Here is a 15,304-nt window from a genome sequence, read left to right as displayed (position 1 = left end):
AGCGAACCGCGGTGTCCGAGGTCCCGAATAGAATCGACGGCATGACGGGGATCGAGCTGGGCACGAAGCTCGGCGGTGTCCTCGGCGGACGAACCGCGACGGCACTCCAGAAGGCGTTCGGCGTCGAGACCGTCGGCGACCTCCTCGAGCACTACCCGCGTCGCTACGCGAAGCGCGGCGAGCTGACGGTCATCGGCCAGCTGCCGCTCGGCGAGGACGTGACGATCGTCGCCGACGTCCTCGAGGTCCGCGACCGCCAGATGAAGCAACGCAAGGGCTCCATCCTCGAGGTCGTCATCTCCGACGGTCAGGGTCGACTCAACCTCACCTTCTTCAACCAGCCCTGGCGGGCGAACGAACTCCGGCCGGGCTTGCGCGGCATCTTCGCGGGCAAGGTCGGCGATTACCGCGGCAGCTATCAGCTCGCACACCCGCAGTATCAGCTCTTCCCCGACGACGCCGACGCACCGGCGCTCGCGGACGCCCAGGCGAAGGCGTGGTCGGAGGCGCCCATCCCGATCTACCCGGCGACGGGCACGATCACGAGCTGGAACCTCAAGCAGTCAGTGGAGCTGGTGCTCGACGCCCTGCCGCCGCAGGAGGACCCGGTCCCGCTGTCGGTCCGGGCTGCGAGGGGTGAGCTCTCCTTCGACGCCGCCATCCGGGCCGTCCACCGCCCGGCGGTGGACCGCGACTGGCAGCGTGGTCGCCGCAGCCTGCGGTATCAGGAGGCGTACCTCCTCCAGACGGCCCTGCTCCAGCAGCGTGCGGCCACCCGTGCGCTGGCGGCCGAACCCCGCGTGCCGAAAGCCGGCGGCTACCTCGAGCGCCTCGATGCCGCGCTCCCGTTCGAGCTGACCGGCGACCAGCAGACGGTCGGCACGGAGATCGCGGCCGACCTCGCGCAGCCCAATCCGATGAACCGGCTCGTCCAGGGCGAGGTCGGTTCGGGCAAGACGCTCGTCGCCCTCCGGGCGATGGCGGCCGTCGCCGACAGCGGGGGACAGTCGGTGCTGCTGGCGCCCACCGAGGTCCTCGCGGCGCAGCACCTGCGGTCGATCGTCCGTTCGCTCGGCCCCGACCTCTCGGCCGAGCTCATGCCGACGCTGCTCACCGGCCAGCTGCCGACGTCCGATCGCAAACGGGCGCTGCTGCGGATCGTCGCCGGCCAGGCTCGGATCGTGATCGGGACGCACGCGCTGCTGGGCGACGCCGTGACCTTCGCCGATCTGGGGATGGTCGTCGTCGACGAACAGCACCGCTTCGGCGTGGAGCAGCGAGACCAGCTCCGTCAGAAGGGACGCACACCGCCGCACGTCCTCGTGCTGACCGCGACGCCGATCCCACGGACCGTGGCCATGACCGTCTTCGGCGACCTCGACGTCAGCATCATCAGGGAGCTGCCACGCGGGCGGCAGGGGATCGAGAGCTTCGTGGTCGCCCTGGCCGATCACCCGCGGTGGATCTCCCGCGTCTGGGAGCGCCTCGCCGAGGAACTCGCGCAGGGGCGGCAGGGGTTCGTGGTGTGCCCGGCGATCGACGCCAAGGAGGTCGAGCCCGGCGAGGCGCTCGAGGAGGACGTCGATCCGGCGCGGCCGATCGCGTCCGTGCTCACCACGGTGGAGCAGCTGCGTACCCACCCGCTGCTCGCGTCCCGACGCATCGACGTCCTCCACGGCCGGATGAGCGCGGAGGAGAAGGACCGGACGATGCGGGCCTTCGCCGCCGGTGAGATCGACGTGCTCGTGGCGACGACGGTCATCGAGGTGGGCGTCGACGTCCCCAACGCCTCGACGATGGTCGTGCTCGACGCGGAACGCTTCGGGGTGTCGCAGCTCCACCAGCTCCGCGGACGCGTCGGCCGAGGCGGCGTCCCCGGGCTGTGTCTGCTCGTCACCGCGGCGGAGGCGGAGAGCACCGCACGCGAGCGCGTCGACGCGGTGGCCGCGACGCTCGACGGCTTCGACCTCGCGCAGGTCGACCTCGAGCTGCGGCGCGAGGGTGACGTCCTCGGCAGCATGCAGTCTGGCGGGCGGTCCTCGCTCAAGCTGCTCCGGGTCGTGCACGACAGCGAGGTCATCATCGAGGCGCGGGCGGATGCCGCCGAGCTCCTCGAGACCGACCCCGACCTCACCGACCACCCGGTGCTGGCCGAAGCGCTCCGCCGACGCCTCGACGAATCCGACCGCGCCGCGCTCGCCAAGAACTGAGCACCGATAGGCTGGCGGCATGAAGCGGATCGCCGTCGTCCCCGGATCGTTCGACCCAGTCACCCTCGGTCACCTCGATGTCATCGAGCGGGCGGCGCGCATCTTCGACGAACTGCACGTGCTGGTCGTGCACAATCCCGACAAGTCCGCGCTGCTGCCGATGCCGCAGCGGGTGTCCTTGCTCGAGCGCTCCATCGCCGACGGCGGGTTGCCCGACAACATCGTCGTCGCGCAGTGGAACGTCGGCCTGCTCGTCGACTACTGCACGGACGTCGGCGCGAGCGTGCTCGTGAAGGGCATCCGCTCGCAGGTCGACGTCGCGTACGAGACGCCCATGGCGATCATGAACCGCAGCCTCGCCGGCGTGGAGACGGTCTTCCTCCTGCCCGATCCGGCGCACGCGCACGTGTCCAGTTCACTCGTCCGGCAGGTGGCCGCGCTCGGTGGCGATGTCAGCCCGTACGTCCCGCAGGTGGTGGCGACCTTCCTCCAGGAGGGCTAAGGCGTCCTCCCGGTCGGGTTCGGCGTAGAATCGTCGATCGTGACTAGGAAGAGAACGAACAATTCGCCGTTCAGCGTCAACGTGCGCGATCTGGTGAACCGTCCCGGGGAGATGCGCGAGCACGACCTCGAGGTGGTGCTCGCCGAGCGCTGGGGCGAGGGCCTGGTCGCCGTCCAGGAGGGCACGACGCTCTCCGAGCAGGTGCGTCTCGAGTCCGTGCACGAGGGGATCCTCGTGACCGTCGACGTCGACGCACTGGCGACCGGCGAGTGCGGACGCTGCCTCCGCGACATCGAACTGCCTGTCGAAGTCGAGATTCAGGAACTTTTCGCGTATCCTGATTCGGAAGCGTCTGACTTCGAGGTTCACGACGACCACGTGGATCTTGAACCTCTGGTCAGAGATGCGGTAGTTCTCGCATTACCGTTTCAGCCGGTGTGCCAGCCGGATTGCCCCGGACTCGACCCCGAGACCGGTGAGCGGCTGGCCGAACGTCCGGAACGACACCCTCACGACGTCGCAGATCCTCGCTGGTCTGCGCTCGCGGGCTTGTCCTCAGACTCCGTACTTGACACAGACGCCAGCAGCGCCCAGCGCGCCGCTGCAGACACAGAAGAGAGATAGATCATGGCTGGAAACCCCCCGAAGCGGAAGGTCTCGCGCTCGAACACCCGCTCGCGTCGCTCGCAGTGGAAGGCCGCCGTGCCGACGCTCGTGAAGACGGTGGAGAACGGCCGCGTCACGTACAGCCTGCCGCACCGCGCCAAGGTCGTCGAGGACTCGCAGGGCACCGCCCTGTACCTCGAGTACAAGGGCCGCAAGGTCGCAGACGTCTGATCCGCGCGTTGAACGTCCGCGTTCGAACAGCGTGAACACGAATCATTCCGACCACACCGGAATCGGCTCCGTATCGGAGACCGATCCCGGTGTGGTCGTTTTCGCACGGCAACTCGGTGTCGACGTCTCCTACGAGCTGCTCGACCTGGCGCTGACGCACCGCTCGTACGCGTACGAGCACGGTGGACTCCCGCACAACGAGCGCCTCGAGTTCCTCGGCGACTCGATCCTCGGGCAGGCCGTCACCGTCATGCTCTACCGCGACTTCCCGCACCTCGACGAAGGCCAGCTGGCGAAGCGACGTGCGAGCCTCGTCTCGACGATCGCGCTCGCCGAGGTCGCACGTTCGATCGGGCTGGGCGAGCGGATCAAGCTCGGCAAGGGTGAGGACCAGACCGGTGGGCGCGACAAGGCGTCCATCCTGGCCGACACGATGGAGGCCGTCATCGGTGCGACGTACCTGTCGGCCGGCCCCGAGGCGGCGACGGCACTCGTCCTGCGACTGGTGAACCCCCTGCTCGAGAACCCTGAGCGCTTCGGCGCGGCGATGGACCCGAAGACGAGCCTCCAGGAGGCCGCTGCGGCCATCGGGGCGCCGGCGCCCGTCTATGAGATCGCCAGCTCCGGCCCCGACCACAACCGACGGTTCGTCGCGACGGTCACCGTGGGCACCGCCGTCACGGCGACGGGCTCCGGTACGAGCAAGAAGCACGCCGAGATGGCAGCGGCCCTGGAAGCCTGGTCGAGGATCAGTGCCGGAACTCCCTGAGGTCGAGGTCGTCCGCGCCGGCTTGGAGCCCGCCGTCAGCGGCGCGACGATCGCCGGCGTCGAGGTCTTCGACGAGCGCTCCCTGCGCCGCCACGCGAGTGGTGTCGCCGACTTCACCGCACGGCTGACGGGGAGGACCATCCGATCGGCCGTCCGACGCGGAAAGTTCCTCTGGTTCCCCCTCGACGACGATGAGGCGATCGTCGGTCACCTGGGTATGAGCGGGCAGATGCTGCTCCGGTCGCCCGGTGACGACGCCGACCGCCTCCTGCGCATCCGCTTGCAGTTGGAGCATCCCGAGCACGGCGAGCTCTGGCTGCACTTCGTCGACCAGCGGATCTTCGGGTCCATGGCGGTGACCGCGCTCGTCCCGACGACGGACGGAGCCGCAGGTGGGTTCGGCGACGAGGTCGCGATGGTGCCCGACCAGGTCGCGCACATCGCCCGCGACCCGATGGACCCGGCCTTCGACGACGCCGTCTTCCTCCGACGACTGCGCGAGAAACGCACCGGTGTGAAGCGGGCGCTCCTCGATCAGACCCTGGTCAGCGGGATCGGCAACATCTACGCGGACGAGTCGCTCTGGGCGGCGCGCATCCACCCCGAGCAGGAGACCGCCCGTCTCGGGCTCGGTCGCGCCGGCCGGCTGCTCGATGAGGTGCGTGCCGTGCTCGCGAAGGCCCTGGCGGAGGGCGGGACGAGCTTCGACGCCCAGTATGTGAACGTCAACGGTCAGGCGGGGTACTTCGCGCACAGTCTGAACGCCTACGGTCGGCAGGGTAAGCCGTGTGCGCGCTGCGGCACGTTCATCGTCCGCGAGCAGTTCATGAACCGCGGCTCGCACCGCTGTCCGGTCTGCCAGCGCCGCACCTGACGATCAGTCGCTACGGGGGAGTCGGCGCTGCCATTCTCCGGTGTAGCCGACGATGCGGAACCCGAGTCGGTCGTTGATCGCGAGCATGTGCGCGTTCTCGTCGGCGTTCCAGGTGTAGATCCGGGACCGCTCGGGTGCCTGATCGGCGAGTGCGATGAGGTTCGCCGCCTTCATCCAGAGTCCGAGGCCGTGTCCCCGGTGGTCGGCGAGCACGAGCGTGTCCCACTGCTCCGCGTGTTCCTTGCCCTCGCCGAGGACGAGCTCGCTGTACCCGGCGACCGCGCCGCTGTCGCGGTGGACGGCGGCGACGACGATCGCGTGGTCGCCGGACGCCGCCAGCTGGTCCTCGCGCGCGCGGACCCGCTCGGGCGTCCAGACCTCGGGGTCGAGTTCCAGATCGGCGGCCGGGATGTCGGTCGCCATGTGTTCGCGGGCCGTCGCGAGCGAGCCGAGCAGCTCGTCGGGGGTGTGATCCACCCACTGCACGAGGCGGTACGCGTGTCCGGCACGGGCGGTCGACGTCTCGACGATGTCAGGCAGCTCCCCGAGCATCGAGGCGACGTCGCAGCGGTTGGTCCGCTCGACCTGCGCGAGGGCGTATCCACGATCGAGCATGAACCGGCTGGCCGCGGCGTTCGCGGGGATCGCCCGTTCGCCGACGCTCGCACCGAGGAGTGGTTCGTCGGTCGGGATGTCGTCGACGGCGTGCTGGGTGAAGGCGGTCACCGTCGGGCGGCCGGCCGCGAGGGCCCGTCGCTCCAACTCCTGCAGGAGCGCCGTGCCGATCCCTCGACGCCGCTCCTCTGCGAGAACGCCGACGTTCAGGGAGGCCGTCACCGCGTCGGCCTCGGTGCCGTATCCGAGCCAGCCGCGACCGACCACACGCCCGTCGAGGACGGCGGCGAGCAGGACGCGTCGCTGGAACCGCTGGTCGCGGTACTCGGGAAGGGCCATCGCGGAGGTCAAGGCGAAGTCGTCGGTGGACCAGATCTCGGCTTCGAGCGTGTTCGCGACGTCCTGGACCGCGTCGAACACCGCTGAGCTCCCGGTCGCCGGGATCTCGACCTCGTCGATCGTGACGCGCATCGTCGCCTCCCTCCCACACCAGACCGTCCTGGGTGATGCGGTCCATGCTACGACCGCCGCGGCGGGCCGGCACAGCGTGGTGTCCCTCGTCCGTCCGCGGATTCGCTACCGTAGTGCACAGCATCCGCGACGCGGGAGAGGAGGTGCGCGTGTACCTGAAGAGCCTGACGCTCAAAGGGTTCAAGTCCTTCGCGCACCCCACCACCTTCGCGTTCGAGCAGGGCGTCACCTGCGTCGTGGGTCCCAACGGCTCCGGCAAGTCGAACGTCGTCGACGCGCTCGCCTGGGTGATGGGCGAGCAGGGGGCGAAGACCCTTCGCGGCGGCAAGATGGAGGACGTCATCTTCGCGGGAACGTCGACCAGAGGACCGCTCGGTCGAGCCGAGGTCACGCTCACCATCGACAACAGCGACGGCGCGCTGCCCATCGAGTACACCGAGGTGACGATCAGTCGCACCCTGTTCCGCAACGGCGGGAGCGAGTACGCCATCAACGGCGACACGTGTCGGTTGCTGGACGTCCAGGAGCTCCTCAGCGACTCCGGTCTGGGCCGCGAGATGCACGTCATCGTCGGACAGGGGCAGCTCGACGCGGTGCTGCGGGCGACGCCCGAGGAGCGCCGCGGCTTCATCGAGGAGGCGGCCGGCATCCTGAAGCACCGCCGACGCAAGGAGAAGACGCTCCGGAAGCTCGAGGCGATGCAGACCAACCTCACACGGTTGAGCGACCTCGCCGGAGAGATCCGCCGGCAGCTGAAGCCGCTCGGTCGTCAGGCGGAGATCGCCCGGGAGGCGCAGACGATCGCCGCGGTCGTCCGCGATGCCCGCGCCCGGATCCTCGCAGACGACGTCGTGGGCCTCCGGCGCTCCCTCGACGAGCACAACCGCTCGGAGAGTGAGCGCCACAGCGAGCGCCTCGTCCTGCAGGAGCAGCTGGAGCAGGCGGAACTGCGGATCAACCGGATCGAGCAGGCACAACTCGGCGACGCGGTCGACGACGCCCGCCGGATCACGTTCGAGCTCGAGAGCGTGCAGGAGCGCCTCCGGAACCTGTACACGCTCGCCAACCAGCGGCTCGCGCTCCTCGGATCATCGACGGACACGACGGCCGCCGAACCCCGGATCACGAAGCAGATGGTCGCCGACGCGACCGCGGAGATCGACGGACTCCGGGTGGCGGTCGCCGACGCGGAGCGCGCGTTGCAGGAGGCGCAGGCGGACACCCGCGCGAAGCGCGCCGCACTCGACGCGGTGGACGTCGAGATCGCGGCGCAGAGCGCGCTCGTGTCACGACACGACCTGGAGCTCTCCAAGCTCGCGGGCGCCGTCGACGCCGCAGGGTCCAAACTCGCCGCGGTCCGTGGCGAGGCGTTGCGCCAGCAGAACGCGATCGACGCCGCTGCCCTCCGTCTGGACGCTGCGCGGCTGGAGTACGAGGCGCTCGAGGAGGACCCGACCGTGGCGGACGCCGCCGACTCCGGGCTCGACGACGCCTACGAGGCGGCCCAACGCGGCGCGGCGGAGGCCGAAGGGGAGATCGAGGGCCTGCGCGAGCAGCTCCACACCCTCGAACGTGAACGCGATTCGCTCGGTGCCAAGACCAGTGCACTCTCGCGCGCCCTCGACCTCAAGACCGGTTCGGCCGAACTCGCTGCGAGCGGGATCGACGGGATCGAGGGGATCGTCGCGGACCGGGTGCAGGTCCGACCCGGCCACGAGTCGGTTGTGGCCGCAGCGCTCGGCACGCTCGCGGAGGCCGCCGTCGCCGTCGACCGGCACGCTGCCCGGCGGGCGCTCGATCACGCGGCCGACCAGGATCTCGGCCGGGTCGAGATCGTCATCGCCGACGGTGCGCGGGACGTCCCGGACGCGCCCGCCGGGTTCACCTCGGCTGCCGAGCTGGTGGAGGCCCCTCCTGGCGTGCTGGGGATCCTCGCCTCGGTCCTCGTCGTCGACTCGCTCGACGACGCGATCGCGGCGTACGACCGACTCGGCTCGTCACTCAGCGCGTTCACCCTCGTGACCCGTGACGGCGCGGTCGTCACGGACAGCATCGTCCGCGCGGGGAGCGGCGGAGCGCAGAGCCGCATCGAATTGCTGGCCGAGCGCGACGCGGCAGCCGATCGACACGGCGAGGTCGAGTCGCTCATCGAACGGGCGCGCTTCGCACTGGCCGAGCAGCGCACGATCCTGCAGGAGGCGAAGCAGACCGCGCAGGCTGCGCTCAGCGCCCTCCGCGAGTTCGACGCCAACCGTGCGTCACAGGCCGAGCGCGTGAACCGGGTCACGGTCCGGTACGAATCCGCACAGGCCGAACACGACCGCCTGCTCGCCGCTGCCGGGACGGCGGAGGCGGCCGTCGCCGACGCCGCTGCCGCCGTGGAGCGGGCCAAGCTGGACCACGACACCGCTCGCGCGCGTCCACGACCCCTCCTCGACGTGTCGGCACGCGATGGGCTCTCCGCCGAACTGGACGCGGCGCGCGAGGCCGAAGTGCAGCACCGCCTCCTCCTCGAGACCGCGCGCGAACGCGTGCGGGCGGAGGAGCTCGCGGTCGCGAACCTCGAGCGGCAGCGGCAGGCAGACCAGGCCGCGGCTGAGGAAGCGGCTCGGCGTGCGGTCATCCGTGCGCGCCAGGCCGCGGCCGCCACCGCCGTGACGGAGGCGCTCCCGCCCGTCCTCGACTCGGTCGACCGGTCGGTCACCGAGGCCCGCGTCGCGCTCGCGGCAGCCGAGGCGACGCGGGCCAGCCGGAACGCCGAGCTCGTACGACTGCGCGGCGAGGAGCACACGCTCCGGCAGCGGCTGCAGGTCGTCACCGAGAGCGTCCATGGTCTCGAACTCCAGATCTACGAGAAGAAGCTCCACCTGTCCGGTCTGCTCGAGCGCGCCGGGTCGGAGCTGGGACTCGTCGAGGACGTGCTCGTCGCCGAGTACGGGCCCGAGGTTCCGGTGCCCGTCGACCCTCCGACACCCCGCGCGACCGCCCGCTCGGCTGTGCGAACGGCCGACGACACCGGTCCGGAGGTCTCGCTCGAGACGACGACGCCCGACTCGGACGAGGCGCCCGAGGCACGTGCCGACGGAACCGCGACGCCGGAAGCCGAGCCGGAGGAGGAACCCACCGAGGAGTCGGACGACGTGCCGACGACGCCCTACGTCCGCGCCGAGCAGCAGAAGCGTCTCGCAGCAGCGGAGCGCACCTACGCCCAACTCGGACGGGTCAACCCGCTCGCGCTCGAGGAGTTCGCGGCACTCGAACAGCGCCACCGCTTCCTCACCGAACAGCTCGCCGACCTCACCAGCACCCGCGCCGACCTGCTGTCGATCATCGAGGACATCGACGGGAAGATGGAGGTCATCTTCGCCTCGGCGTTCGCCGACACCGAAGCCGCCTTCACCGAGGTGTTCCCGATCCTGTTCCCGGGCGGCACGGGCAGCATCTCGCTCACCGACCCCGAGCACATGCTCACCACGGGCATCGAGGTGTCGGTCAAGCCCGCCGGCAAGAAGATCGAGCGCCTGTCGCTGCTGTCGGGCGGGGAGCGCTCGCTCGCCGCGGTCGCCCTCCTCATCGCCATCTTCAAAGCCCGACCGAGCCCGTTCTACATCATGGACGAGGTGGAGGCGGCCCTCGACGACGCGAACCTCGGGCGGCTCCTCACCATCTTCGAGGACCTCCGTCAGACGAGCCAGCTCATCGTCATCACGCACCAGAAGCGCACCATGGAGATCGCCGACGCCCTCTACGGCGTCTCGATGCGCCAGGACGGGGTGTCGGCCGTCGTCGGTCAGCGCGTGGCAGCAGAACGCGCGAGCTGATCCGGTCTCGTCCCCACGCGACGGCACCGCCTCGCCGACGGCTACGCTGAGACCATGGCTGCACGCACACCCTGGTCACTCTCCGGTGCCCTCAAAGGCATGTTCCAACGTCCGACGATCGACGAGACCACCTGGGAGGACCTCGAGGACGCGCTCATCGGCGCCGACTTCGGTCCCGACGTCACCGAGTCGATCGTCACAGGCCTGCACGCCTCCGTCGACCGCTACCGCACCACCGACCCGCGCGACCTCCAGCGCATGCTGCGCGAAGAGGTCGAGGAGCGGCTGTCGAAGTTCGACACGACGCTGAAGCTCAGCGAGCGTCCGGCGGTCGTCCTCGTCGTCGGCGTCAACGGGGTCGGCAAGACGACCACCATCGGCAAGTTCGCGAAGTTCCTGCGCAACTACGACCGCACCGTCGTCGTGGGCGCCGCGGACACCTTCCGTGCCGCTGCCGTGGAGCAGTTGGCGACGTGGGCGGAGCGCGCGGGCGCACAGATCGTCCGCCCCCAGCAGCAGGGACAGGACCCGGCGTCCGTCGCCTTCCAGACCATCGAGTACGCCAAGCGGACCGGCACCGAGATCGTCATCATCGACACCGCCGGTCGGTTGCAGACGAAGGGCGGGCTCATGGACGAGCTGTCCAAGATCCGTCGCGTCGTCGAGAAGCAGGCGCCCATCGCCGAGGTCCTCCTCGTCCTCGACGCGACGACCGGTCAGAACGGTCTGTCGCAGGCGCAGGCGTTCATCGAGCACGCCGGGGTGACCGGGCTCGTCCTGACGAAGCTCGACGGCTCCGCGAAGGGCGGGTTCGTCCTCGCCGTGCAGGAGAAGACCGGCATCCCGATCAAGCTCGTCGGCCAGGGCGAGGGCATCGGCGACCTCACCGGCTTCACACCGCACGTCTTCGCACAGAACCTGGTGGGCAGCTGATGGCGATCGAACACGACTACTTCGGTGTCATCGCTACCGAGCCTGGTGGTGGCGTCTACTGGTCCGACAACATCGACGTCGGGGAGCAGTCCGTCTCCATCTCGTTGAGCGCCCCCGACGAGGACGACATCCCGGCCGATGCGCTCGACCTGGCGGCGGCGATGATCCTCGCCCTCGAGGGTTTCGACCTTCGCTCGCGTGAGGCGATGCTGAGCGAGGTCGACGACCGCACCTCCGAGGTGACGGAGTACATCATCCAGGCCGTCGAGGAGCTGGGGGAGTCCCTGCCGGACGTCCTGGTCGACGAGTCCGGAGACCGCGACGTCGACGTCATCCGGTCGATGACGCTGTTGAGCGTCGGGTTCGCGCCGCACCAGCACAACGGCGACGAGGCGTTCGCGGTCTTCGAGTACTCGCTCGACGCGGACCAGCTCGACGGCGTGCTCATGGTCGCCTACAGCTCCGACGGCGAGGTCACCGGGGTCACGAGCGAGGACTGAGCCCGGCAGGCCGAGGCGTCGGCCTCAGACCGCCTGGGCGAAGCCGAGTGAGGCGTCTGCGAGGTGCTGCAGTCCCTCGGGGACCTCGCGGCCCTTCGCGGTCATCGACTGCGCCCAGAGGCGTCCGGCGCGGTAGGACGATCTGACGAGCGGTCCGGCGAGCACGCCGAGGAACCCGATCTCCTCGGCCTCCTCCTTGATCTCGAGGAACTCCTGCGGCTTGACCCAGCGGTCCACGGGGAGGTGCCGAGGCGTCGGTCGGAGGTACTGGGTGACGGTGATGATGTCCGTGCCGGCCTCGTGCAGATCCTCGAGCGCCTGACTGATCTCGCTCCGGTCCTCGCCCATCCCGAGGATGAGGTTGGACTTCGTGATGAGGCCGGCCGCACGTGCCTGGGTCAGGACGTCGAGGGAGCGCTCGTAGCGGAAGGCGGGCCTGATCCGCTTGAAGATGCGTGGGACCGTCTCGACGTTGTGTGCGAAGACCTCCGGTCGGGAGGCGAACACCTCGCCGAGGAGGTCGGGGTCGCCGGAGAAGTCGGTCGCGAGGATCTCGACCCCCGTCCCCGGGTTCGTCTCGTGGATGCGCCGGACGGTCTCGGCGTGCAGCCACGCCCCCTCGTCGGGGAGGTCGTCACGTGCCACACCGGTGACGGTCGCGTAGCGCAGCCGCATCCGCTGCACCGAGTCGGCCACCCGCCGTGGCTCGTCGCGGTCGTACTCGGCCGGCTTGCCGGTGTCGATCTGGCAGAAGTCGCAGCGCCTCGTGCACTGCGATCCGCCGATGAGGAAGGTCGCCTCGCGATCCTCCCAGCATTCGAAGATGTTCGGGCAGCCGGCTTCCTGGCAGACCGTGTGCAGACCCTCCTCCTGCACGAGCGCCTGGAGCTGTCGGTACTCGGGTCCCATCGTCGCGCGGGTCTTGATCCAGTCGGGCTTCCGCTCGATGGGGGTCTGCGCGTTCCGGACCTCGAGCCGCAGGAGCTTCCGTCCGCCGGTGTCCGCCGCGGGCGCGGGTGCCGGTGCGCCGCAGCCGCTCACGCGGCCGCTCCGATCGTGGTCGCGGACGCGGCCGTCCAGCCGGGCCGGAGTGCTTCGAAGATCTCGGAGACGCGCTCGGTGACGTCGCTCGGCGTGATCCGCCGACCGAGCTCGGTGCTGATGGTGGTGACGCCGGCATCGGCGATGCCGCACGCGACGATGTGGCCGAAGGGCTCGAGGGAGTTGTCGCAGTTGAGCGCGAAGCCGTGCAGCGTGACGCCCGCCTGCACCCGGACACCGACGGCGCCGATCTTCGCGGCCGGTCCGCCGTTGACGGGGTCGACCCAGACACCCGACCGTCCGTCGATGCGGCGGCCGGTGACACCGAGCTCCGTGATCGTCTGCAGCATGACCTCCTCGAGCAGGCGGACGTGCGCCACGACGTCGACCGGCTCCGGGAGGCGGACGATCGGGTAGCCGGTGAGCTGTCCGGGCCCGTGCCAGGTGATGCGGCCGCCGCGGTCGACCTCGACGACCGGTGTGCCGTCGTCGGGGCGCTCGTGCGGGCGGGTCAGCTTGCCCGCCGTGTACACGGGCTCGTGTTCGCACAGGATGAGGTGCTCCGGCCCGTCACCGCTGACGACAGCCTCATGGACCCGACGCTGCAGCGCCCAACCCTCGCGGTACGGGACGAACGTGGGCGCGAGCCCGGCGATGAGGAGCTGTGTCATGGCCGCCATGATAGCATTGTTGGACGCCGTCCAAATACTCATCTTCCGACCGTGGCGGCGATCGACCGGGTCGCGCCGCGGTCTGCCCTAAACTGGAGGGATCATGGCAACGTTCGGCACACTCTCTGACCGCCTCGCGGATACGTTCAAGAACCTCCGCACCAAGGGCAAGCTCTCCGCGGCCGATGTCGACGGCACCGTCCGCGAGATCCGTCGCGCCCTCCTCGACGCGGACGTCGCACTCGACGTCGTCAAGGACTTCACGGGTCGCGTGCGCGAGCGCGCCCTCGGCGACGAGGTGAGCAAGGCCCTCAACCCGGCGCAGCAGGTCGTCCAGATCGTCAACGACGAGCTCGTCACGATCCTCGGCGGACAGCAGCGGCGTCTCGAGTTCGCGAAGAAGCCGCCGACCGTCATCATGCTCGCCGGACTCCAGGGTGCCGGAAAGACGACGCTCGCCGGCAAGCTCGCCAAGTGGCTCAAGAAGGACGGCCACACGCCGCTCCTCGTCGCGTCCGACCTCCAGCGCCCCAACGCCGTCAACCAACTCCAGGTCGTCGGCGAGCAGGCGGGCGTCCCCGTCTACGCTCCCGAGCCCGGCAACGGGGTCGGCGACCCGGTCAAGGTCGCCCGCGACGGCGTCCGGTTCGCCGAGCAGAAGCTCTACGACACCGTCATCGTCGACACCGCCGGACGACTCGGCGTCGACGCCGAGCTCATGAAGCAGGCGTCGAACATCCGCAAGGCGGTCGATCCCGACGAGGTCCTCTTCGTCATCGACGCGATGATCGGTCAGGACGCGGTCGCGACGGCCAAGGCCTTCCTCGACGGCGTCGACTTCACCGGCGTGGTGCTCTCCAAGCTCGACGGCGACGCCCGCGGTGGTGCGGCACTCTCCATCGCCTCGGTCACCGGACGCCCCATCATGTTCGCGTCGACCGGTGAGGGTCTCGACGACTTCGAGCCGTTCCACCCCGACCGCATGGCGAGCCGGATCCTCGACCTCGGTGACATCCTCACCCTCATCGAGCAGGCGCAGCAGAACTTCGACGAGGAGGAGGCGCGCAAGGTCGCGGAGAAGTTCGCGACCGACTCCTTCACGCTCGACGACTTCCTCAAGCAGATGCAGCAGCTGCGCGGCATGGGTTCCATCAAGAAGATGATGGGCATGCTCCCCGGCATGGGGCAGATGAAGGAGCAGCTCCAGAACTTCGACGAGCGCGAGATCGTCCGGACCGAGGCCATCATCCAGTCGATGACCAAGGCCGAGCGCACGAACCCGAAGATCCTCAACGGGTCCCGTCGCCTGCGTATCGCCAAGGGTTCCGGCATGACCGTCACCGAGGTCAACGCCCTCGTCAACCGTTTCGAGCAGGCGGCCAAGATGATGAAGACGGTCGCCAAGGGTGGCGTGCCGAACATCCCCGGGATGGGTCCGGTCCCCGGTGCGCGGACGAACCGACCGAAGCCGCAGGCCAAGAAGAAGGGTTCCCGTTCGGGCAACCCGGCCAAGCGCGCGGCGGAGAACGCCGGCGCCGTCGAGACGCAGGCTGCCGCCACGGGCGCTGGCTTCGGCCTCGGCGGCGGTTCGTCGTCGGGATCGGCCGCCCCGACCGAGGCGGAGCTCGCCGAGCTGCAGAAGTTCCTGGGTCGCTGAGTCGAGCGGAGGCGGTATGCGCGCGCTGAGGGCACCGGCCTCGGTCGTCGCAGTCGTCCTGACCGTGGGCTTGCTCGCCGGGTGCTCCGCGCCGTCACCGGGCGAACGCGTCCTGGGTACCTGGGGTGAGGGCACCGGCGCTGCCGATCCGCACCTGGTGTTCACCGACGACGGCCGAGTGAGTGGTTCGGACGGCTGCAACAGCCTCTCTGGATCCTGGCGTGCGAAGGACGACGCGGTCGTCGTCTCCGACGTCGCGAGCACCCTGATGGCGTGCCCGGGCGTCGACACCTGGCTGCGGGGGATCGCACAGGCGACGCTCTCGGACGACGGCGGGCGTTTGACCGTGACCGACGACGCCGGCACGCGGATCGGGACGCTCGACCGAGCGGAGTGACGCCGC

The 15,304-nt window shown here is 69.8% G+C and carries 14 protein-coding genes; 11 read left to right on the top strand and 3 right to left on the bottom strand.

Annotation, left to right across the window (positions count from 1 at the left end; translation table 11 throughout):
• Positions 1-41 precede the first annotated feature (41 nt).
• The 6 genes from HOW07_RS02990 to mutM all read left to right on the top strand — a co-directional run bounded on the left by HOW07_RS02990 (position 42) and on the right by mutM (position 5,192).
• A complete protein-coding gene (locus tag HOW07_RS02990) occupies positions 42-2,210 on the top strand; it encodes an ATP-dependent DNA helicase RecG (RefSeq protein WP_175116045.1) in 2,169 nt (722 codons plus the stop codon).
• 19 nt (positions 2,211-2,229) lie between these two features.
• A complete protein-coding gene (gene coaD, locus HOW07_RS02985) occupies positions 2,230-2,712 on the top strand; it encodes a pantetheine-phosphate adenylyltransferase (protein ID WP_064296302.1) in 483 nt (160 codons plus the stop codon).
• 111 nt (positions 2,713-2,823) lie between these two features.
• The gene (locus tag HOW07_RS02980) at positions 2,824-3,336 is read left to right on the top strand and encodes a DUF177 domain-containing protein (protein ID WP_071261222.1); all 513 of its coding nucleotides are present in this window, start codon (positions 2,824-2,826) and stop codon (positions 3,334-3,336) included.
• Positions 3,337-3,339: 3 nt separating this feature from the next.
• Positions 3,340-3,549: a 50S ribosomal protein L32 gene (rpmF, locus tag HOW07_RS02975; RefSeq protein WP_056006932.1), complete on the top strand. Its 210-nt coding sequence runs from the start codon at positions 3,340-3,342 to the stop codon at positions 3,547-3,549.
• Positions 3,550-3,640: 91 nt separating this feature from the next.
• Complete coding sequence (gene rnc / locus HOW07_RS02970; RefSeq protein ID WP_175116044.1) at positions 3,641-4,318, top strand: ribonuclease III; 678 nt, start codon at positions 3,641-3,643, stop codon at positions 4,316-4,318.
• A complete protein-coding gene (gene mutM, locus HOW07_RS02965) occupies positions 4,302-5,192 on the top strand; it encodes a bifunctional DNA-formamidopyrimidine glycosylase/DNA-(apurinic or apyrimidinic site) lyase (RefSeq protein ID WP_121290193.1) in 891 nt (296 codons plus the stop codon). Before rnc ends, mutM begins: the two co-directional genes overlap by 17 nt.
• A gap of 3 nt (positions 5,193-5,195) precedes the next feature.
• Here the strand turns inward: mutM and HOW07_RS02960 are convergent, their stop codons facing one another.
• Positions 5,196-6,278 (bottom strand): GNAT family N-acetyltransferase, encoded by a 1,083-nt coding sequence (locus HOW07_RS02960; protein ID WP_175116043.1) that lies wholly within the window; start codon positions 6,276-6,278, stop codon positions 5,196-5,198.
• A 149-nt stretch (positions 6,279-6,427) separates the two neighbouring features.
• On the opposite strand from HOW07_RS02960, the gene HOW07_RS02955 reads away from it, so the two are divergent.
• From HOW07_RS02955 to HOW07_RS02945, 3 genes are read left to right on the top strand one after another with little or no spacing between them, the layout of a single operon-like run.
• Positions 6,428-10,099, top strand: a complete 3,672-nt coding sequence (locus tag HOW07_RS02955) for an AAA family ATPase (RefSeq protein WP_175116042.1) — start codon at positions 6,428-6,430, stop codon at positions 10,097-10,099.
• 54 nt (positions 10,100-10,153) lie between these two features.
• Complete coding sequence (gene ftsY, locus HOW07_RS02950) at positions 10,154-11,032, top strand: signal recognition particle-docking protein FtsY (RefSeq protein ID WP_079002237.1); 879 nt, start codon at positions 10,154-10,156, stop codon at positions 11,030-11,032.
• Positions 11,032-11,532 carry a DUF2004 domain-containing protein gene (locus HOW07_RS02945; RefSeq protein WP_064296305.1) on the top strand — a complete coding sequence of 167 codons (501 nt, stop codon included), beginning with the start codon at positions 11,032-11,034 and terminating at the stop codon, positions 11,530-11,532. Before ftsY ends, HOW07_RS02945 begins: the two co-directional genes overlap by 1 nt.
• A 24-nt stretch (positions 11,533-11,556) precedes the next feature.
• Here the strand turns inward: HOW07_RS02945 and lipA are convergent, their stop codons facing one another.
• Both lipA and lipB read right to left on the bottom strand, forming a co-directional pair.
• On the bottom strand, positions 11,557-12,573 hold the full coding sequence (gene lipA / locus HOW07_RS02940) for a lipoyl synthase (RefSeq protein ID WP_121290196.1): 1,017 nt from the start codon (positions 12,571-12,573) through the stop codon (positions 11,557-11,559).
• Positions 12,570-13,244, bottom strand: coding sequence for a lipoyl(octanoyl) transferase LipB (gene lipB, locus HOW07_RS02935; protein WP_175116491.1), 675 nt, complete (start codon positions 13,242-13,244; stop codon positions 12,570-12,572). The genes lipA and lipB overlap by 4 nt, the downstream gene beginning before the upstream one ends.
• 103 nt (positions 13,245-13,347) lie before the next feature.
• Between lipB and ffh the strand changes: the two genes are divergently transcribed.
• Entirely contained in the window at positions 13,348-14,901 is a 1,554-nt protein-coding gene (gene ffh / locus HOW07_RS02930; protein ID WP_079002242.1) for a signal recognition particle protein, read from the top strand.
• Positions 14,902-14,917: 16 nt separating this feature from the next.
• On the top strand, positions 14,918-15,298 hold the full coding sequence (locus tag HOW07_RS02925; protein WP_121290202.1) for an META domain-containing protein: 381 nt from the start codon (positions 14,918-14,920) through the stop codon (positions 15,296-15,298).
• The last annotated feature ends 6 nt before the right edge of the window (positions 15,299-15,304 follow it).

This window comes from Plantibacter sp. MCCC 1A11337 (assembly GCF_013349365.1).
GTDB lineage: Bacteria > Actinomycetota > Actinomycetes > Actinomycetales > Microbacteriaceae > Plantibacter > Plantibacter flavus_A.
Note: the sequence above shows the minus strand (reverse complement) of the source record. Positions and strands in the feature narration are given on the sequence as shown.

What these genes read in the sequence shown, in the direction of transcription:
- HOW07_RS02945 (WP_064296305.1), top strand. Translation starts at nt 11,032, where the DNA reads ATGGCGATCGAACACGACTACTTCGGTGTCATCGCTACCGAGCCTGGT.
- HOW07_RS02960 (WP_175116043.1), bottom strand. Translation starts at nt 6,278, where the DNA reads ATGCGCGTCACGATCGACGAGGTCGAGATCCCGGCGACCGGGAGCTCA.
- HOW07_RS02990 (WP_175116045.1), top strand. Translation starts at nt 42, where the DNA reads ATGACGGGGATCGAGCTGGGCACGAAGCTCGGCGGTGTCCTCGGCGGA.
- rpmF (WP_056006932.1), top strand. Translation starts at nt 3,340, where the DNA reads ATGGCTGGAAACCCCCCGAAGCGGAAGGTCTCGCGCTCGAACACCCGC.
- coaD (WP_064296302.1), top strand. Translation starts at nt 2,230, where the DNA reads ATGAAGCGGATCGCCGTCGTCCCCGGATCGTTCGACCCAGTCACCCTC.
- ftsY (WP_079002237.1), top strand. Translation starts at nt 10,154, where the DNA reads ATGGCTGCACGCACACCCTGGTCACTCTCCGGTGCCCTCAAAGGCATG.
- ffh (WP_079002242.1), top strand. Translation starts at nt 13,348, where the DNA reads ATGGCAACGTTCGGCACACTCTCTGACCGCCTCGCGGATACGTTCAAG.
- HOW07_RS02925 (WP_121290202.1), top strand. Translation starts at nt 14,918, where the DNA reads ATGCGCGCGCTGAGGGCACCGGCCTCGGTCGTCGCAGTCGTCCTGACC.
- HOW07_RS02980 (WP_071261222.1), top strand. Translation starts at nt 2,824, where the DNA reads ATGCGCGAGCACGACCTCGAGGTGGTGCTCGCCGAGCGCTGGGGCGAG.
- lipB (WP_175116491.1), bottom strand. Translation starts at nt 13,244, where the DNA reads ATGACACAGCTCCTCATCGCCGGGCTCGCGCCCACGTTCGTCCCGTAC.